12 protein-coding genes are annotated in these 19,495 nt (G+C 73.4%); 6 read left to right on the top strand and 6 right to left on the bottom strand.

Going from position 1 to position 19,495, the window contains the following annotated elements; all coding sequences use genetic code 11:
- Nucleotides 1-243: 243 nt before the first annotated feature.
- Together ABD841_RS16300 and ABD841_RS16295 are read left to right on the top strand one after the other, a co-directional pair.
- Nucleotides 244-1,458 carry an alpha/beta hydrolase gene (locus tag ABD841_RS16300; protein ID WP_344972249.1) on the top strand — a complete coding sequence of 405 codons (1,215 nt, stop codon included), beginning with the start codon at nt 244-246 and terminating at the stop codon, nt 1,456-1,458.
- A gap of 484 nt (nt 1,459-1,942) precedes the next feature.
- On the top strand, nt 1,943-3,841 hold the full coding sequence (locus ABD841_RS16295; RefSeq protein WP_344972247.1) for a tRNA ligase subunit PheS family protein: 1,899 nt from the start codon (nt 1,943-1,945) through the stop codon (nt 3,839-3,841).
- A gap of 75 nt (nt 3,842-3,916) precedes the next feature.
- Here ABD841_RS16295 and ABD841_RS16290 read toward each other — a convergent pair whose 3' ends face one another.
- From ABD841_RS16290 to ABD841_RS16265, 6 genes are all read right to left on the bottom strand, one after another.
- Nucleotides 3,917-5,257 (bottom strand): hypothetical protein, encoded by a 1,341-nt coding sequence (locus ABD841_RS16290; RefSeq protein ID WP_344972245.1) that lies wholly within the window; start codon nt 5,255-5,257, stop codon nt 3,917-3,919.
- Nucleotides 5,258-5,405: 148 nt separating this feature from the next.
- The gene (locus tag ABD841_RS16285) at nt 5,406-6,623 is read right to left on the bottom strand and encodes a glycosyltransferase (protein ID WP_344972243.1); all 1,218 of its coding nucleotides are present in this window, start codon (nt 6,621-6,623) and stop codon (nt 5,406-5,408) included.
- Nucleotides 6,620-8,011 (bottom strand): MFS transporter, encoded by a 1,392-nt coding sequence (locus ABD841_RS16280; RefSeq protein ID WP_344972241.1) that lies wholly within the window; start codon nt 8,009-8,011, stop codon nt 6,620-6,622. The genes ABD841_RS16285 and ABD841_RS16280 overlap by 4 nt, the downstream gene beginning before the upstream one ends.
- 137 nt (nt 8,012-8,148) lie before the next feature.
- On the bottom strand, nt 8,149-12,615 hold the full coding sequence (locus ABD841_RS16275; protein WP_344972239.1) for an MMPL family transporter: 4,467 nt from the start codon (nt 12,613-12,615) through the stop codon (nt 8,149-8,151).
- Entirely contained in the window at nt 12,615-14,363 is a 1,749-nt protein-coding gene (locus ABD841_RS16270) for a fatty acyl-AMP ligase (RefSeq protein ID WP_344972237.1), read from the bottom strand. The genes ABD841_RS16275 and ABD841_RS16270 overlap by 1 nt, the downstream gene beginning before the upstream one ends.
- 117 nt (nt 14,364-14,480) lie before the next feature.
- Nucleotides 14,481-15,587: an NAD(P)/FAD-dependent oxidoreductase gene (locus ABD841_RS16265; RefSeq protein ID WP_344972235.1), complete on the bottom strand. Its 1,107-nt coding sequence runs from the start codon at nt 15,585-15,587 to the stop codon at nt 14,481-14,483.
- A gap of 248 nt (nt 15,588-15,835) precedes the next feature.
- Between ABD841_RS16265 and ABD841_RS16260 the strand changes: the two genes are divergently transcribed.
- From ABD841_RS16260 to ABD841_RS16245, 4 genes are all read left to right on the top strand, one after another.
- A complete protein-coding gene (locus ABD841_RS16260; RefSeq protein ID WP_344972233.1) occupies nt 15,836-16,468 on the top strand; it encodes an IclR family transcriptional regulator in 633 nt (210 codons plus the stop codon).
- Nucleotides 16,469-16,621: 153 nt separating this feature from the next.
- On the top strand, nt 16,622-17,449 hold the full coding sequence (locus tag ABD841_RS16255) for an SAM-dependent methyltransferase (RefSeq protein ID WP_344972231.1): 828 nt from the start codon (nt 16,622-16,624) through the stop codon (nt 17,447-17,449).
- A 384-nt stretch (nt 17,450-17,833) separates the two neighbouring features.
- On the top strand, nt 17,834-18,064 hold the full coding sequence (locus ABD841_RS16250) for a ferredoxin (RefSeq protein WP_344972229.1): 231 nt from the start codon (nt 17,834-17,836) through the stop codon (nt 18,062-18,064).
- A complete protein-coding gene (locus tag ABD841_RS16245) occupies nt 18,054-19,448 on the top strand; it encodes an NAD(P)/FAD-dependent oxidoreductase (protein ID WP_344972227.1) in 1,395 nt (464 codons plus the stop codon). The genes ABD841_RS16250 and ABD841_RS16245 overlap by 11 nt, the downstream gene beginning before the upstream one ends.
- Nucleotides 19,449-19,495: the final 47 nt, after the last annotated feature.

Here is a 19,495-nt window from a genome sequence, read left to right as displayed (position 1 = left end):
CAAGAACACCCGAGATGGTCGGCCAACTTACCCAGACGTATCGGCATAAGGGAGCACTGATAGCCCACAATCCCCCAGGTCGTTTTGTAACGAACGTGATAACGGGCGATATCCGGGATGATTTGTTGTCAAGACGCAAGCCGCAGTCTTATTTCGTTGCGAACGCTCATAGCCGGGGTCCACTCACCCGGCCTAGGGTCGCCTGCCACGGCCCCTGTCTCCAGGCCGGGCGGAGGAATGACCATGCGACCTGCTCGACGCGGACTCCTGGCGTCGGTGACCGCGCTGATCGTCGGGTTGCCGACGGCGGCGCACGCTGATCACGCCTGGTCGGCCGGGCTTTCCGGGCCGCCGGCCGCGTCCGCGGGCACGGCCGCCGCCTCCGCGGGCGAGACCGCCGCAGGTGTGGTCACCGCCTCTGCGAGCACCGCCTCCGTGAGCAGGGCCGCGACGCCGAAGCCGTCCCCGTCCGGCGGTAAGAGCCCGTGGGGCCCCTGGCCGGCGGCCAAGCCGGGCGTGGCCCGGGTGGTCAAGGAACGCTGGCTCGGGCAGCGCATGGTCGACATCCACATCTCCTCGCCCTCGGTCAACGCGGTGCTGCCGGTCCGCCTGCTGCTGCCCGAAGGCTGGTCGAAGGGGGCGCGCCGCACCTGGCCGGTGCTCTACCTGCTGCACGGCGGGGCCGACGACTACACCTCGTGGACCCGGATGACGAACATCGCGGCCACGACGGAGAACATGGACGCGATCATCGTGATGCCCGAGGCGGGCCGGGCCGGCAACTACTCCGACTGGTACAACCACGGCAGGCGCGGCGCGCCCGCCTGGGAGACCTTCCACACCTACGAACTGCGCAGGCTGCTGGAGATCGGCTACCGGGCCGGGAGCCGCCGGGCCGTAGCGGGCCTGTCGATGGGCGCGTACGGCGCGATGAAGTACGCCGCGCGCCACCCCGGGATGTTCCGCTTCGCGGGCTCCTACAGCGGGATCATGTCCACCCGCCTGCCCGGCATCCCCGAGCTCATCATGAACGCGCAGGCGGCCGAGGGGCAGGACCCCAAGGCCCTGTGGGGTGACCCGATCAGGAACCACCGCGTCTGGAAGGCCAACGACCCGGCGTATCTGGCCAGGAACCTGCGCGGCATGAAGCTCTACATCTCCAGCGGCACGACCAGCCGCCTCGGCGAGCTCGACCCGCCCGGAGCCCCCTGGAGCCCCGCCCACCTCAGCGAGCCGATCTCCGCCTACACGGCGAAGGACCTGGTCGCCAAGCTCCGACGGTACGGCGTCAAGCCCATGGTGCACCTGTACAAGGACGGCACCCACTCCTGGCCGTACTGGAAGCGCGAGTTCGACCGGTCCTTCCCGATGATCCTGTCGGCCCTCGGCCTGGAGGAGGACGCCCGGGACGAGGACGACTCCCCGCCTCTGGGACTGTGGACACATCCGTTCGGCTAGGTCCTGCCCGGACGCGCGCCGCGGGGCGGCCTCCCGTGGAGACGGTGTTCACGGGATAACGCCTGCGAAACCGGACGGAACGACGCCCTGCGAAACGGTGCAGAACCGCGTCCCGTGAAACGGCACAGAACCGCGTCCGACATTGCGGGGTTCCGGCGCTCGGGAAAACGGCCATCCGCGGCCGGAAAAGCACCTATCCGCCGAAGTTATCGCCATATTCCATGGAATAGTCGGCATCATCATCTGTTCACGACGGGCATTCTTCGCCCGCGCGAGGATTTCACCCGGCCGCGCCGCATCGTGTCCACGGTCCGGCTCGGTGTTGACTCACCGTTGACCCGCACATAACTTTGGGTAATCAAACCTGTTCCCAGAGTAGCGAAGAGTCGAGGTGAGACATGACCGCCGAAGCTCTGGAGCGTGTCAGGCTCCGGTTCGCCGTGCTCGACGAGAGCTCCGCCCCGGCCCTCGGGCGATCGTGACGATGAGGGGAGCGTCCGGAGGCCGCGCCGGGGATGCGCCGCGCGACTCTCACGGGGCCCGGCACCCGGTGACCGTCATGGCCGAGCGGATCGTCGACGTCTTCGTCGGTCTCGGCTACCGCGTCGTGGAGGGGCCCGAGGTCGAGGCCGAGTGGTTCGCCTTCGACGCCCTCAACATGGACGAGCGCCGCTTCGCCCGCGCGGCCGACCGCGCCTTCTACCTCGAGGATCCCGTCGCCCCGGACCGGCGGTCGGGGCTGGTGCTGCGCACGTGCACCTCGCCGGCGCAGATCAGGGCGATGCTCGGCGGCGCTCCTCCGCTCCGCGTGGTCTGCACCGGCCGCGCCTTCCGTCCCGACCCGGCCGACGCCACCCACAGCCCGGTGTTCAACCAGGTGGAGGTACTCGCCGTCGACCGGGGTCTCACCATGGCCGACCTGAAGAACACCCTCGACCGCTTCGCGGCCTCCGTGCTCGGTGAGGGCACACCGACCCGGCTCCGCGCCCACCGGTTCGCCTGCACCGACCCGTCAGTGAAGGTGGACGTGGCCTGCACGGCCTGCCACGGCACCGCGACGCCACCGGACGCGGGCGCTCGCGAGGACGATCGTGAGGATGCCTCCGGACGCGCCCCCGAGGACGCGCCGGCCGTGCCGTGCGGCGCCTGCGGCGGCAGGGGATGGATCGAGTGGGGCGGCTGCGGCATGGTCCACCCCCGGGTGCTGGGCGCCTGCGGTGTCGACCCGCACCACTACAGCGGGTTCACCCTCGGCATGGGCATCGAGCGCACCCTGATGCTCCGGCACGGCTTGAAGGACATACGCGACGTCATCGACGGTGACATCCGCTTCGCCCTCGCCCTGGACGAGTTCCCGCCCCGCCCGGCCCCGCCCGGTTCCCGGGGCACCCGGGACGGCCACGGCGGCCCGGACGGGAAGAGCGGCCGGGACGACCGGGGTGGCCCGCTGGGACGAATGGTGCCGAGCGCGCGGGCGGTTCCGGAGGCGGAGATCATCCCGGGGTCGCGAGCCGTCCCCGGGGCCCGGCGGGATTCACCGGCGGAGGCCGTTCGGGAGACAGAGACGGGGACGGGGACGGGGGCGGAGACGGGGGCGATCGTCCGGGAGGCGGAGGCTGCTCCGGAGGTGCCGGGACATACCGGGACCGAGGCTGGGTCAAGGGCCGGAGCCACGGCCGGAGCCGAGGCCGGCGGCGGGGGCGGTGGCGGGCTGGACCGGTCGCGGAGCCTGCGGCGGCGGATCGGGCACGCGCTGGCCGGGGCCGGGTACGTCGAGACCCCGGGCTTCCCCTTCGTCGGCGACACCATGTGGGAGGCGCTCGGCCTGCCGCCCGACGACCCGCGCCGCACCGCGCTGAGGCTCGCCAACCCGCTCGACCCCCGCAGGCCCGCGCTGCGCACCACGCTCCTGCCCGCGCTGCTGTCCGCGCTGGCCCTGAACCTCGGCCGCGGCAATCGCGACCCCGCCCTCTTCGAGCAGGGGGCGGTGTTCATCCCCCGGCCGGGCGCCGGGTCACCGCCGTCCCCGCCCGCCGGTCGGCGCCCCACCGACGACCAGCTCGACGCGCTGGACGCCGCCACCCCGGCCCAGCCCCACCATCTCGCCGCGGCCCTGACCGGGGAGGCGTCGTGGGCCTGCGTGGTCGAGGCCGCCCGGACGGCCGCGCACGTCATGGGCGCCCGTCTGGCCACGCGCCCCGTCGAGTACGCCCCGTGGCGGCCGGGGCGCTGCTTCGAGCTCCTCGTCGAGGAGACGGTGCTGGGCCACGCGGGCGAGCTGCATCCGGGCACGGCCCGGACACTCGGTCTGCCCGCGGGGACCGGCGCCATGGAAATCGATCTCACCGCGATGGAACGCCTCACCGACCGGGAGACCCCATGAGGGCGGCTCCCGGTGCCCGTGGCTCCGCCCGCGCCGACCGGCAGGGGAACGGGGGCGCGACGGCGGGGCGAAACGTCAGGCGGTGGTGAGGTAGATCTGGCCGAAGACCTCGGAGAGCTTCCTGAGGTCGGTGGCCACGTCCACCTCGGGAGCGGCCGGGTCGTAGACGGCGGCCAGACGGCGCTGGATCGGGCTGAGCTTCTTCAGCGTGTCCCAGGCGCTCAGGTGTTTCACCGTGCCCTGGGCGTCCTGGACCCGGGTCCGGACGTTCACCTGCTGGGCGGCGCCGTCCTTGACGGGCACCGAGAGCCGGGTGGCGACCTGGTCCTCGGCGACCTGGCCGACAAGGCCGGTCTCCTCGGCGGCGACCTGCGCCAGGACGTCCCACGACCGGGCGCGGACCTGGATCCACTGGTTGCGGTGGGCCTGCTCGGCGTTGATCTTCCAGGTCTCGTAGCCGCCGTACAGCAGGCCGCTGTCCAGGGAGATCTGGTCGACACGGCCCGCGATCAGCGGGGACTCGATCTGCTCGGGCGCGAGGAGCGGGTGGCGCTTGCGCATCTCGGCCTTGCAGGTGTCGTTCGCACCGCAGGCGAGTTCGGGCACGACCGTGTGGACGCCCAGGCGCTTGCCGGGAGCGGCCTGGCGGAGCGCGTCGGAGGCGGCGGCGACGAAGGCCTTGATCTCGTCGTCCGTGGCGAACGTCGTGTTGTACCCCAGCTGGGAGGTGAACCGGATGCCGGCCACCTCCGGGCGCGAGGCCAGCGCGCCGACGCGCTTGACCGCGGCGGCGAAGGCCTCGGGGCCCGCCTTCCAGTCGTCGGCCAGTTCGGTGTCGATCCAGATCCGGAACCGGGCGGCCGCCGCGGCGGTGATCGCTTGGCCGGCGGGGGTCTGCGCGGCCGCCGCGGCGGCGGCGTCCTGCGTGGCGGTGGAGGTAGGCGTGGCGGTGGGGGTCTGCCCGGGAGGGGTGAGGGTGCCGGCCGGGTCCTCGGCGACTCTCTCCGAGGTGCCGCCCGCGTCGTGCCCGTCGACCGAGCACTGCTGGCCCGCCTCGCACTCGGGCGCGCCACCCTCTTCGGACCCCTCGGGGAGGGGGGAGTTCTCGTCGCCCTCGACGCTGTCACCGGGCTTCGGGCAGGAGGCCCCCGCGGCCGAGCAGTCGATGAACTTGCCGTCCACCGGGCTGGCGTCCTTGAGGTTGGCCCCGTCGTCGGCGCCCCAGAAGAGGGCGACGCCGAGCGCCTCATCCGGCTTGGCCAGCCAGTGGCACACGACGTAGGCCGGGGTGTCGGGCCCCAGAAGATCATTGCAGCTCTCCGGGTCGGCCTGCGAGTACGCGGCCCCGGGCGTCACGATGCCGATGAGCGCGAGCGCGGCACCGACGGCGAGAGCCCGGCGCAAGGTCAACCGCATGTCCTGAACTCCCCGGTGAAACCCGTCAAAACGATCGAACCGCACTTTACCCAGATCACGATCGTCTCGACAGCCCCGGTCAGGGAATCATCATGTCCCCGACACCTTCCGTTGGGCTCCCGCGGTTCCCGGCGCCCCTGCCAAAAGGTCACAATCCCAATACCTCGCACGCGCGCGCCACCCCGTCCTCGGCCCGCAACCGCTCCCCCAGCCGCGCCGCCGCCGCACGCGTCCCCGGATCGCGTACGGCGTGCGCCACCCGGGCGGCCAGCGCGTCCACCGTGAGCCTGCGCACGGGCAGCGGCGCCGGTCCGGCGCCCAGCAGTGCCACCCGGGCCCCCCAGAACGGCTGGTCGGAGAAGAAGGGGCACACCACCGCGGGCACCCCGGCGCGCAGGCCCGTCCCCGTCGTCCCGGCACCGCCGTGGTGGACCACCGCGGCCGTCCGGGGGAAAAGCCCCGCGTGGTCGGTCTCGCCGACCACGAACATGTCGTCCGCGCCGTCGTACGGCAACCCCTGGAGGATCCCGCGGACCCCGGCCGCGCGCAGCGCCGCCACCACGGTCTCCGCCGTCGCGGCCGGGTCGGCGGGGACCATGCTGCCGAAACCGGCGTAGACGGGCGGCGGACCGGCGGCGAGGAACGCGCCCAGTTCCGGGTCGAGGATCCCGGGGCGCTCCAACGGCCAGAAGCCGGTCAGGTGCACGTGAGCGGGCCAGTCCGCCGGCCGGCCGACGACCCACGGGCTGACCCCGCACAGCACCGGCACCCGGTCGGCGCGCGCCCGCCGGAACGGGTTGCCCCGCATGGGCCCGAGCTTGAGGACCCGGCCGCGCAGCCGGTTCACCATGCGGCCGAGCAGCAGCCAGCTCAGTCCCTCGACCAGCGCGTAGCTGGCCCGGTTGCCCGCCCCGCCGAGCGTGCGCAGCGGCACCAGGGGGTTGGGGAAGGCCCGGGTGGGCTCGCTCGGCTGGAAGTGCAGCAGCGCGTACGGCATGCCGTACCGCTCGGAGAGGTGGTGCCCGAAGCCGCCCAGCGCGGGCGAGAGCACCAGGTCGGCGTCGGCGCACGCCTCGTCGACCTCGGTGACCAGGCGCTCGGCGAGCGGTTCGACGATCCGGCGGAAGCCCCTGACGAACCCGGCGGGGCCGCTGCGCAGCCACGCCTGCCCCTCCTCGGACTCCACGATCCGCACCGGATCCACGCTGATCGGGCTGAACTCCGGGCCCGCCCCCTCGACCAGCCGCCGGTAGCGGTCCGCCGCCACCACGCTGACCCGGTACCCCCGCGCGACGAGCCCCGCGCCGAGGGCGGCACACGGCTGGGTGTCGCCCCGCGACCCGAACGCCAGGATCGCGACCTTCACCGGAGGGTCACCAGGCTGACGGCGGCCCCGATCACGACCAGGCCGGCGGCGACGAGCAGGCCGACCGAGTATCCGGCCGAGAAGCTCGCCGAACCGTTGACGATCACCCCGATGACCGCGACGCCGAACAGCCCGGACATCTCCCGCGCCACGCTGAACACGCCCCCGGCCACACCCGCCCGGGACTCCGGAACGGCTCCCAGCACCGCGGAGCCCAGAGGCATGGTCAACGCCGAGCCGGCCCCGATCGCGCACACCGCGGGCAGCAGGTCCGCCCATCCGTCGCCGGGGCGCAGGAACGCCACGGCCGCCATCCCCGCGGCGACCATCACCAGCCCCAGCGCGACCGTACGGGCGGCGCCGAGCCGGCGCTCCGCGAACGGCACCAGGGGGGTGACCACCACGACCAACAGCGCCAGCGGCACGAACGCCAGCCCGGACATGGTGGGGCTGAAACCGAGTACCCCCTGCAGGAACAGCGCGGTGAAGAAGAAAACCCCGTTCACCCCGAGCCCCCAGAGCACCTGGGCGAGCACCCCGCCGGTGAAGGCCCTCGCCCGGAACAGGGCCAGGTCCACCATCGGCGCCCCGCCGGTCCTCCCGACGGCGATCCTCTCGACGGTGACGAAAACGGCGGCGGCGACCGCGCCGACGGCCAGCGCGGCCATGATCGGCGGCGAGGCCCAGCCCAGCTCGGGTCCGAAGGTCAGCCCGAACGTGCCCGCCGAGAGGGCGACGACCGACGTCGCGACCCCGGGGACGTCCACCCGGGAGGCGGCCTCGTCACGCGACTCGGGGATCGCCGCCACCGCGAGCGCGACGAGGAGGACGCCGAGCGGGACGTTGAGCAGGAAGATCCAGCTCCAGTGGAGGTACTGGACCAGGTAACCGCCCACCACCGGACCGAGCGCGAGCGCACCGGCCCCGGACGCCATCCATACGGCGACGCCGACCGACCGCCGCCGGTCGTCGTTGCCGACCGCGACGACCGCCAGCATCGCGGGCAGGACCAGCGCGGCACCGCAGCCCTGGACCAGCCTGGCCGCGACGAGCGCACCGGCGGAGGTGGCCAGCCCCGCGGCGAGGGACGCCGCCGTGAAGACGGCGAGCCCGGCGACGAGCGCCCTGCGGCGACCGTAGACGTCGGCCAGGCGTCCTCCGGCGAGCATGAAGCCCGAGAACGTGAGGACGTAGCCGGTGACGACCCATTCGAGCGTCGCCAGCGACGCGCCGAACTCGGCCTGGAGGGTGGGCAGGGCGACGGTGACCACCGTGTTGTCCAGCGTCGTCACGAACCCCGCCAGACCGATGACCACGAGGAGAAGACCGCGCCGGTACCGGTGCCAGGCGGGTGCGGCAGCGTCCTCCTGCCCCTGACCGGCAGGCACGGCGCCACCCACTTCACCCTGACCGGCAGGCAGAGCGCCATCCTCCTGCCCCTGACCGGCAGGCACGGCGCCACCCGCCTGCCCTGCGGCCGGAGCGGAGAACGGGTCCGCGGTTGCGGGTCTGGCGGTGCGGTCGCTCAATCGTCCACCTCGACCCATTCCCAGCCCGCCCCGTTCGCCGTGGGCCGCACGACCCGGGTGGCCCTGGCGCCCACGGCGACCCAGCCTCCGACCCGTTCCTCGGCCTCCTGCCTCGGGGGCTGCGTGGGGAACTGCTTCGGGAGTTGCCTCGGGGTCGTGGGCGCCACGGGCTCCTGCCCGATCGCCGGCATGGCACCGGCGGCCGGTGCGTCGGCGGTCGGTACGGTGCCGACAGTCGGTGCGTCGGCGGCCGGCTCCTGCCCGCCTCGTCCGGGTACGGCCCCCGGCCGGCCGTCGTCCGGCCGGTCCTCCCGGGGAGCCACCGGAGGCCGGGCGGCCTGGGGTGCCGGAACGGACGGTACGGGGTCGGAGAGCGCCGGGATCCGAGGTTCCGAGGTCTGCGGAGTCGGGATGCGCGGCGGCTCGGGGGGCCGCGGCGTGACCCGCGTGACGACCGGGGGCCGGATGAGCGGCTCCAGCTGGTCGATGAGGTGGCTGCTGACCATCGGGACGTCCGGCGCGCGCCACCCGCCCTCACCGGTACGAGGCCGCGGAGCCGGGTCCGGGACGCCCCCTGAGACGCTCCCCGGGACGTCCCTCTGGAGGTCTCCCGGCCCGGCTGCGCCTGCGGCCTCCCCCGGCGTCGCAGCGCCTGGCGTGTTGTCCGGACCGGTCAGGCCCGGCGTGCCCCCCGGGGCGGCCGCCCCGGCCGGGATCACCGCGCCCGCCGCGCTTTCCAGGGCCGCGGTGCCCGCCGGGGCCGCCGGAGCCGGGTACGCGGGGCGTCCGTGAGGACCGGGGCCCGCGGGAGACGCCTGCCGGTCGGCCGGGACGGGCCGGGGCGGCTGTGGGCGCATGGGTTCGAGACGTACCTGGAGTACCGGGAAGGGCGTGACCTGAGGCCGGGCAGGCGGCGGAGGCGGGGACGCGGAGGCACACCCCGGGAGCGGACCGGCCGGCACCGAGGGGCGGGCCGGAGGGGCCGGCGGCTCGGGAATCCGCGGAGCCGACGCGGTCCGGGCGGGAACCTGCCGGTGCGGCGACGCGGGAGCAGAAGGCCGCCGATCCGACGACACCGGAACAGGAGGTTGCCGGCGCGGTGGGGCCGGGAGGGGCGATTCTGCGGCATCCGGGGCGGCCGGCAGGGGCTGCGGCGGCGCCGGGTCGTCCTCGGGCTCCTCGGCCCAGTGCCAGCCGGGACCGTCCAGGTTGGGCTTGACCACCTTCTTGGTCCTGCCCTTGGCCGGTGGCGGTGCGGGCCGGGCCGGTGGCGCGGAGGGCTTCGAACGCGTGGAAGTCTCCGGGGGTGCCGAACGCGGCGCGGGGGTGGGGGACGGGGACTCGACGTCGATCCCCGGCAGCGGGTACGGGTTCGAACGGTGCTGCCGGTGGGACGGGGCATCGGGCTCGGCATACGGGATCAGGGGCTCCCGGGGCGGAGCCGATGGCTCCTGCCGCATCACGTGCGTCTCCTCCGGAGCCGGGGCGCGGGGGGCACGCGGCCGGTGGGGTTCCAGGCGAGGGGTGTCCGGTGGCCGCACCGGACGACGCCGGGACGACGGATCGCCCCCGGACACGGACCCGGGCGCGGGTGCGACACCAGACGCGAACCCGGATACGGACCCGGACACGGGCACGGACCCGGGCACGGGCACGGACCCGGGCACGGGCACGGACCCGGGCACGACACCAGACGCGAACTCGGGCACGGACCCGGGCACAGACCTGGATGCGGACCCGCCCCCGGGCGCGGTCTCGGGGACGGGACGCGCGGGCGGTGGCGGGGTCGGTGGGACGGGCAGATCCCGGGGAGGGGCGGAGGCGTCGGCCCAGTACCAGCCGGTGCCGTCGGGGGTCGTCCTGATCACACGCACCGGGACGGCGGGGACGAGCGGCGCGGGGCCGGGGGCGGGGGCGGGGGCGGTGATCTGCGGGGCGGGTGAGGAGGCTCCCAGGCGGTGCTTGGGACCTGGACGGCGAGCGGCGGAGCCGGTCTCTCGCTCCACGGTCACGTACGGGACGTCCCGCTCCACGGTCACGTATGGGGTCTCCCTTTCCACCGTCACGTACGGGACGTCCCGCTCCACGGTCACGTACGGGGTGTCGCGCCCCGCCGCCGCATGCGCGTCGCCACGCACGTGAGCGGCCGCACGCACACGTACGGCCGCGCGCTCCGCCGCCGCGTACGGGGTGTCGCGTACGGCGGTCGCGTACGGGACGGGTACCCCCTCCGGATCGTGCTCGCGGATCTCGATCCGGCGGTGGATTCTCCGGAGGAAGCCCGGCAGCCACCAGTTGGCCTCGCCCATCAGGCGCATCGTGGCGGGCACCAGGAGCGCCCTGACCAGGGTCGCGTCCACCACGATGGCCACGAACATGCCGACGCCGAGCATCTTCACGATCGTGATCCCGGCGGTGGAGAACGCCGCGATGACGACGAGCAGCAGCAACGCGGCGCTGGTGATGACGCCGCCGGTCCGTTCCAGGCCGACCGCCACGGCGGCGGTGTTGTCGCGGGTCCGGAGCCACTCCGCGCGGACCCGGCTGAGCAGGAACAGTTCGTAGTCCATGGACAGGCCGAACACCACCGCCAGGATCAGCACCGTGATGGTGGCCTCGATGGTGCCCGTCGGGGTGAAGTCCAGCACGCCCGCGAGGTTGCCGTCCTGGAAGGCCCAGACGATCACGCCGAACGACGCGCCCAGGGACAGGATGTTCATCAGGATCGCCTTGATCGGCAGCAGGATCGAGCCGAACGCGGCGAACAACAGCAGACCGGTCATCAGGCAGACGACCAGCGCGGTCCACGGCAGGGTCGCCGTCAGGCTGGCCTGCAGGTCGAGCTGGGCGGCGGTGGCCCCGCCGACGACCACGCCCTGGAAGTTCGGTTCGGGCGGCAGCTCGCGGATCCGCTCGACCAGGGCGCGGGCCTCGTCCGACATCGGGTCCATGTCGTAGCGGACCGCCAGGCGCACCGCGCCGCCGTTCTGGGAGACGCCCGTGACGTCCACGCCGGTGACATGGTCGAGCGCCTCCAGCCGCTCCACGAAGACCTTCACGTCCGCCGGCCCGACCTCGGTGACCGGGGTGATCCCGGAGGTGCCGACGCCGACAGGGCCCTTCCGGGTTCCGACCTCCGAGGTGAGGGCACCGGGTGCCGCGGCGGTCATCGGCCCGACCAGGTCGCGCTCGATGAGCACGATGACCTCGATGGGGGACATGGCGTTCCTGGCGAACCTGGAATTGATCTCCTCGGCGACCTGGCGGCTCTCGAACCGCTCGGGCAGCACGCGGTGGTCGACGTTGCCGAACCGGGCATGCAGGAACGGCGCCGCCAGCGCGACCAGGAGCACGCCGACCCCGGTGAGGTAGGCGACCGGCCGCCGCATGACGCTGGAGGCGATCCCGTGCCAGGTTCCCACCCGGCGGCGGCCGAAGTCCGGCACGATCCTGATCGCGTCCACCCTGGGCCCGAGCACGGCCAGCAGCGCGGGCAGCACGACCAGCGCGGCCAGCATCGCGACCAGCACCACCGCCGCGGCGCCCAGGCCGATCGACCGCAGGAACATCTGCGGGAACAGCAGCAACCCGCTGAGCGAGGTCGCCACGGTCAGCCCGGAGAACGCGACGGTACGGCCGGCCGTGGCCATGGTCCGCACGACGGCCGCCTCGGTGGACGCCCCCCGGCGAATCTCCTCCCGGAAGGCGTTGAGCACGAACAGCGAGTAGTCGATGGCGAGGCCGAACCCGAGCATCGTCACGACGTTCAGCGAGAAGACCGAGACGTCGGTCACCTCGGTGAGCAGCCGCAGCAGCAGGAGCGCCCCCGCCACCGAGAACAGCCCGACGACCAGGGGCAGCCCCGCCGCGACCAGGCTGCCGAAGACCAGGACGAGCAGGACGAGCAGGATCGGCAGCGACAGGGCCTCGGCCTGCTGCAGGTCGGCGCCGGTCTGCGCGTTGAGGTCCTTGAGCAGTGGGATCCGGCCGCCGATCTTGACGGTGTATCCGGCGGGCGCCTTCCGCAGCGTGTCGCCGATCGCCTCGTAGCCGCTCTGCTTGGTGAGCTGCCCGCCGCGCAGGGTGATGAGCGCGTAGGTGGAGTGCCTGTCCTCGGAGACGAGTTCCTTGGCCTGGGTCGACCAGTAGGTGGAGGTGCCGGTGACGTGCTCGGCCGGCAGGGCGCGCAGCGCGGCCTGCACGTCCTTCTTGAACTGCTCGTCGGCGGCCTCGTACGTGGGGTGCGTGTAGAGCGCCACCACGTCGGGCGAGCTGCCGCCGAACCACTTCTCGCCCCACTGGGCGGCCAGCGTCGACTCGGCCCCCGGGTCGTCGAAGCCGCCGTCGGACATCCTGCCGAACAGCCCCAGCCCGAAGTAGCCGGCGAGGACCGCGCACACCGTCCCCAGCACCAGCAGGGACCAGCGCCCTCGGTGGACGGCCCGCCCAAGCGACTCGAACATCAGGTGTCGGCACCCCGCGCGCCGGTCCCGGCATCCCGGAACGCGCCGTCCCGGTAGGCGCGGGCGCACGCGGCACGGGCGATCTTGCCGCTCGACGTGCGTGGCACGGCCCCCGCCTCGACCAGGACGAAGTCGTGCAGCCGCAGGTCGTGGTGCCTGGCGACGGCGGCACGGACGGCGGCGGCGACCTCCGCCGGGGCGCGCCCGTCGGCCTTGCGGGAGCGCTCGGCCACCACCACCAGCCGCTCGGTCTCCTCCCCCGCCACCGCGAACGCGGCCACGTGGTCGCGGCGGACGGCCGGGTCGGCCTCCTGCACGGTCAGCTCCACATCCTGTGGATAGTGGTTCCGCCCGTCGACGATGATCAGATCCTTGATCCGGCCGGTGACGTAGAGCTCGCCGCCGTGGATGACACCCAGGTCCCCGGTCCGCAGCCAGGTGCCGTCCTCTCCCCGGAGCACGTTGCCGAAGACCTCGGCGCTGCGTTCCTCGTCCCGCCAGTAGGCCCGCGCCACGTTCGGCCCCTGGACCCAGATCTCACCGACCTCGCCGTCCGGTTTCACCGTTCCGGACGCGTCGGCGACGACCACCCGCTGGCCCGTCGGCACCCCGCAGGAGACCAGCTCGCTGACCCGCCCGCCACCCTCGGGAGAGCCGGGCCACGGGCCGGTGACCGGCACCGCCCGCCCGGCGGTCAGCAGGTCGCGGTCGAACGCGGTGACCCGGGCCGGCAGGTCCCGGTCCATGGCCGTGACGAACACCGTCGCCTCGGCCAGGCCGTACCCGGGGGTGTGAGCCTCGGGCCGCAGCCCGCAGGCGGCGAACGCCTCGGAGAAGCGATGGATCGTGCTGCCCCGGAGCGGCTCGGCGCCGTTCAGCATGACCGACACCCCGGACAGGTCGAGGGCGGCCTTCTCCTCGTCGGTGACGCGGCTCGCGGTGTACTCGTAGGCGAAGTTGGGGCCGCCGGTGAACACGTCCTCGTACTCGGTGAGCATGCGCAGCCAGCGCACCGGATGCATGACGAACGCCACGGGGTCCATGAACACCGCGTGGTTGCCGCCGACCATGGGCGCGGCGATCGTGGCGATCAGGCCCATGTCGTGGAAGAGCGGCAGCCACAGTGCCGCCGTGGAGACCCGGGGGGTGGCCCGGAACGCCTTCCAGAGCTGGTGGGCGTTGGCGGTGAAGTTGCCGTGGCTGATCTCGACTCCGGTGGGGGCGCGGGTGGAGCCGGAGGTGTACTGCAGGTAGGCCAGGTCGTCCCGGCCGATCGGCTCGGGTTCCCACTCGTCGGCGAGCAGGTCCGAAACGGTGTCGAGGGTGATGATCTGCTTGGGCCGGGGGGCGGAGCAGCCGTCGAGGAAACCGTGGACGCCGTCCAGGGCGGGGGTCGTGGTGAGCACGCACACGGGGTCGGCGTCGGCGTAGGCGCGGATCAGCCGGTCGGCGTGGCCGGGCAGGTCGGGCGCGAAGAGCGGCACCGCGATCACCCGGGCGTACATCGCGCCGAGCATCGCCACGACGTACTCCAGCCCCTGCGGGGCGAGGACGGCCGCCCGCTCGCCGGGGCTCGCCACCTCGCGCAGGCGCACGGCCAGCGCGCGGGCCCGCAGGTCCGCCCTGGCCCAGGAGAGCGTCCGCCTGACCCCGTCATGCGCGGTGGAGTAGTCCACGAATGTGTAGGCGGGGGCATCCGGGATCTCGCGCGCCCACCGCTCAACCTGGGCGATCAGCGTCTCGCTCATGCTCACGTCCCCTCGCCGAGGTACAGGGACCTAGCAACTTACGGCAGGGATCTCGCGCAATTCTTGCCCGGTCACTGCACATTCCCGGCGCCCGCTTATTACCGGCATGACAACTGATCACACATCGATCTGACCGCTGGTGCGCAGGCCCCGGGCGGGGATCCGCTCGTGGAGGCCGAAGCGGGCCTCGGGCTCCAGCTCGCCGTCGAGGATCGCGGCGACGTACTCCGCCAGGGCGGGCGCGTGCTTGAACCCGTGCCCGGAATCACCGCCGAGCAGCCAGACGCCGTCCTCCGGCTGGGCGATGACCCACTCGCCGTCGCGCGTGCTGGTGTACTGGCACGTCTGGGAGAACAGCACGGGCGCCTCCGCCAGGCCCGGGAACCTGCGCCGGAGGTAGGCCCGGACGACCTTCTCGCTCTCCGGCGAGATCCGGCGGTCGCCGGTCTCCGCGTCGTACGGCTCACCCTCGGCGTCCGAGGTCGCCTTGACGCCGAGGCCGTCGATGTCGCCGTGCCCGTAGATCGCGCCGTCGTAGTCGACCCAGGCCGGGGTGTCCCAGGCGTCCTGAACGGTGAAGTGCAGGGTGTCCTGCTTGGTCACCTGGAGGTCGACGAGCCCGGGGAACAGCCGGGGCAGCCACGCCCCGCACGCCCACACCACCCGGTCGGCGCGGAGCACCTCGTCGCCGACCCGCACCGCCGCGCCGTACGGCTCCGCGCGGCCCCGGAGAAAGGTGACCCCGGCGGCGCGGGCGAGCTTGGCCGTGACCTGCGTGGCCCGCCTGGCCCTGACGGCCCCGGCCTCCGGCTCCCAGAGCGCGAAGGCCAGGTCGTCACCGCGGAAGGTGGGGAAGACCGCGCCCGCCCTGGCCGGGTCCCACAGCTCGTGCGGGACGCCGAGCCGCTCCAGCACCGCGGCGCCCGCCCGCTCCATGCCCTGCTCCTGACGGGCGAACCAGAGCATCCCCGTCTCGGCGTACAGTTCCTCGCCGGTCCGCTCGCCGAGTTCCCGCCACAGCTCGCGGGCCCGCCTGGCCAGGCGGGCGTACCACTCGTCGGTGCCGTGCGCGGCGCGCAGCAGCCGGGTCTCCCCGGCGCTCGCCTGCCGCAGGTGGCCGGGCTGGTACTGCTCGACCAGCGTCACCCGCCAGCCCGACTCGGCCAGCCGCAACGCCAGCGACGTGCCCCAGATCCCCGCCCCGATCACGATGGCCGACCTCATCCGCGCAACCTTCTTCCCTGCCGTCCCCGGATCTCTCCCGGGCCTCCCGGCCCCGCTCCCGCGCGGACCGCTCACCAGGCACACGGTAGATTCCCGCGGAACGGCGGACCACATCGGGCACCGGTCACCGGACGGGTCACCCACCGCGACGTTCCCGGGCAGGACACCGGACGGGTCACCGACCGCGACGTTCCCGGGCAGGGCACCGGCGATAATCAGGGAATGGTCCCATCCTCTCGGACGTCCTGATGGCGGCCGAATCCTCGCAGACCCTGGAGCGCGGGCTGCGGCTGCTGCGGCTGCTCGCCGACGGCCACCGGGGCCGTACGCCCACCGAGTTGGCGGCCGGGCTGGGGCTGAGCCGGCCGGCGGTCTACCGGCTGCTCAACACGTTGCAGAGCGAGGGCTTCGTCCGCCGCGACGGTGAGGGCCGGGTGCACCTGGGCTTCGGCGTCCTCGTGCTGGCCCGCGCGGTGCAGCCGCTGCTGCGCGAGGGCGCGCTGCCCGCCCTGCGCGGGCTCGCCGAGGAGGTGGGCGCGACCGCGCACCTGACCGTGGCCGAAGGCGACGACGGCCTGGCGGTGGCGGTGGTCGAACCCTCGTGGACGAACATGCACGTCGCCTACCGGGAGGGCTCCCGCCACCCGCTGACCAGGGGCGCCGCGGGGCTGGCCATCCTCGCCCTGCGCCAGGGCCGCACGGACTACGTGATCACCGAGGGCCAGCTCCAGGAGGGCGCCCGGGGCATCGCCGCGCCGGTGCCGGGCCTGCCGTGGTTGGAGGCGTCGGTGGGCGTGGTCGCCTTCAGCCCGCTGGACCCCGAGGCCGTCGGCCCCCGGGTCGCCGCCACCGCCGCCGAACTGGCCCGTTCCCTGGCCTGACAGCGCGGAGAGCGAAGCGCTCCTCTCCCCACCCGGACCTCCGCTGTCGAAAAATCCAGAAACAGTCGGCAAAAATCGGCGGGACCGGGAACAACCCGGCAAGATGGCACCGTAAAGATCTTCCCTCTTCCGGCGCCAGAGAAAGAGCACCCCGTGCCCGACGAGACCTCCCCAGACGCTCCCGACCAGCAGCTGCCGACCGCCCTCGACAGCAGCGTGGCGCACTCCGCCCGGATCTGGAACTACTGGCTGGGCGGCAAGGACAACTACGCCGTCGACCGCGAGATCGGCGACCAGTTCCGCGAGATCTTCCCGGACATCGTCGACATCGCCCGTTCCTCCCGGGCGTTCCTCTCCCGCGCCGTCCGTTACATGGCCGGAGAGGCGGGCATCCGCCAGTTCCTCGACATCGGCACCGGCCTGCCCACCGTCGACAACACCCACCAGGTCGCGCAGCGCGTCGCCCCGGACGCGCACATCGTCTACGTCGACAACGACCCCATGGTGCTGGCGCACGCCCGAGCCCTGCTGACCGGGACCCCCGAGGGCGCCACCGAGTACATCGACTCCGACCTGCGCGACCCCGAGAAGATCATCGAGGCGGCCCGGGGCACGCTGGACTTCGACCGGCCCATCGGGCTCATGCTGATGAACATCCTCGGGCACATCGTCGACATCGAGGAGGGCCGGTCGATCGTGCGCCGGCTGCTGGCGGAGATGCCCTCCGGCAGCTACCTGGCGGTCGCCGACGGCACCAACGTCATCCGCGCCAAGGAGTTCGAGGAGGCCATCGCCATCTGGAACGAGGCCGGCTCGGTCCCGTACATCCTCCGCAGCCCCGAGCAGATCGCGAGCTACTTCGAGGGCCTGGAACTGGTCGAGCCCGGCGTGGTCTCGTGTCCGCTCTGGCGTCCGGAGGCCGCGCAGCTCGGCACCGGACGTGAGGTGGACGAGTTCTGCGCCGTCGGCCGCAAGCCCTGACACGCGGGCGAACTCCGCTTCCGCGCCGTCGGCCGCAAGCCCTGACACGCGGGCGAACCCTGCGCCGTCGGCCGTGGGCCCTGACGCGCGAGTCCGGCTCGGTGGCCGGCGGACGGTCACCGAGCACGGGAATCCCGGACCGCCGGGGCGTAAAAGCCCATTCCCGAAAACCAGGTGTTTCCGGTGAGTCCCCGCCGGAAGAGCAGAGGGAGCACCGGAACCGCGCCACCTCCGGTCCGTAAACCACCGGCCGCCCATTCTCTGCCGGTGAAACGGAAAAAATATTTATAACGTCAAAAAATCTGATTGGGAATGACATTTCTCCCAATCAGCGCCTTACCCTGACAGCACGCGGTGACCGGACCCGCGGGAGGGACGGGGTTCATGAGGCTCGTCGTCGATCTCAACCGGTGCCAGGGATACGCCCAGTGCGCATACCTGGCCCCGGACGTGTTCACCATGCACGGGGAGGAGGCGCTGCTCTACAGCCCGCAGGTCGGCGAGACGCAGCGCGAGAACGTCATGCGGGCCGCGGCGGCCTGCCCGGTCCAGGCCATCCTCCTCGACCAGGTCGAGGAGCGGGCCGCGGAGGGGGCGGGCTCACGTGGCGGGTGACGGATCAGCGGAGGCGTTCAGGCGTAACGGCCGCGCCGTCGTGGTCGGCGCTTCCCTGGCCGGCCTACGGGCGGCGGAGACGTTGCGCGAGCGGGGCTTCACCGGATCGCTGACCGTGATCGGCGACGAGCCGCACGAGCCCTACGACCGTCCGCCGCTGTCCAAACAGGTCCTGCTCGGCCGGGTGCCGGCGGACGGCACGGCCCTGCCCCGGCGCCGCGCGCTCGACGCCCGCTGGCGGCTCGGCGTCGCCGCCACCGGACTGGACCTGGCCGGCAAGCGGGTGCGCCTGGCCGACGGCGAGGAGGTCGGGTTCGACCGCCTGCTGATCGCGACCGGCACCCGCGCCCGGCCGTGGGTCAGGGAGGCCGAGGCCGACCTGGACGGGGTGTTCACCCTGCGGACCGGCGACGACGCCGCCCGCCTCGGGCGGCGGCTGGACGCCCGGCCGCGCCGGGTGCTCGTCATCGGCGCCGGGTTCACCGGCTCCGAGGTGGCCTCGGCCTGCCGGGAGCGCGGACTGGAGGTCACGGTCGCCGAACGCGGCCCGGCCCCGCTGGTGGGGGCGCTGGGCGGGGTCGTCGGCGCGGTCGCGGCGGAGTTGCAGCGCCGCCACGGTGTCGACCTGCGCTGCGGTATCACGGTGACCGCGCTGGAGGGCGACGCGGCGGGACGCCTGCGCTGCGCCCACCTGTCCGACGGCACCACGCTGGACGCCGACGTCGCCGTGATCGCGCTCGGCGCGCTGCGCAACACCGAGTGGCTCACCGGGTCGGGGCTGGCCGCGGGCCCGCGCGGGATCGCCTGCGACGCCGGGTGCAGGGCCTTCGACATCCACGGCATCGTCACCGACGACATCTTCGTCGCCGGGGACGTCGCCCGCTCCCCGCACCCGCTCTTCGGCTACCAGTTCCTCTCGCTGGAGCACTGGGGCAACGCGGTCGCCCAGGCCGAGATCGCGGCCCACAACATGACCAGCGCGGGGCCCGACCGCCGCCCGCACCTGTGGGTGCCGGCCTTCTGGTCCGCCCAGTTCGGCGTCAACATCAAGTCCGTCGGCGTCCCGACCATGGGCGGCGAGCTCGTCGTCACCCAGGGCTCGCTCGGCGAGCACCGCTTCGTGGCGGCTTACGGCCACCAGGGGCGTGTCATCGCCGCGGTCGCCTTCGACCAGGCCAGATGGCTGGACTTCTACTGCCGCCTGATCGAGTCCGCGGCCCCCTTCCCGCCGGATTTCGCCACCGTCGACCGGCGGCCCGAGGGGATGCGCCCGGTCGCGGCCGACTTCCCGGACCCCGCGCTGCCCAGCCACGGCCCCACCGTCACCCTGAGCGGCTACTCGCCCAGCGAGCGGCGGGTCACGTTCACGCCCGCCCGTTTCTGACGGCGGGCCGTCCTTCCTCGACCGATCACGTCTCTTCCCCGGCCGAT

It is taken from the genome of Streptosporangium fragile, from assembly GCF_039534445.1.
GTDB lineage: Bacteria > Actinomycetota > Actinomycetes > Streptosporangiales > Streptosporangiaceae > Streptosporangium > Streptosporangium fragile.
The sequence above is the reverse complement of the archived record's forward strand: the minus strand, read 5'-3'. Positions and strand labels throughout refer to the sequence as shown.

Bases quoted from the DNA above. Each gene is read 5' to 3' on its own strand.
- ABD841_RS16265 (WP_344972235.1), bottom strand. From the start codon at position 15,587: ATGAGGTCGGCCATCGTGATCGGGGCGGGGATCTGGGGCACGTCGCTG.
- ABD841_RS16300 (WP_344972249.1), top strand. From the start codon at position 244: ATGCGACCTGCTCGACGCGGACTCCTGGCGTCGGTGACCGCGCTGATC.
- ABD841_RS16260 (WP_344972233.1), top strand. From the start codon at position 15,836: ATGGCGGCCGAATCCTCGCAGACCCTGGAGCGCGGGCTGCGGCTGCTG.
- ABD841_RS16290 (WP_344972245.1), bottom strand. From the start codon at position 5,257: ATGCGGTTGACCTTGCGCCGGGCTCTCGCCGTCGGTGCCGCGCTCGCG.
- ABD841_RS16275 (WP_344972239.1), bottom strand. From the start codon at position 12,615: ATGTTCGAGTCGCTTGGGCGGGCCGTCCACCGAGGGCGCTGGTCCCTG.
- ABD841_RS16295 (WP_344972247.1), top strand. From the start codon at position 1,943: ATGAGGGGAGCGTCCGGAGGCCGCGCCGGGGATGCGCCGCGCGACTCT.
- ABD841_RS16270 (WP_344972237.1), bottom strand. From the start codon at position 14,363: ATGAGCGAGACGCTGATCGCCCAGGTTGAGCGGTGGGCGCGCGAGATC.
- ABD841_RS16250 (WP_344972229.1), top strand. From the start codon at position 17,834: ATGAGGCTCGTCGTCGATCTCAACCGGTGCCAGGGATACGCCCAGTGC.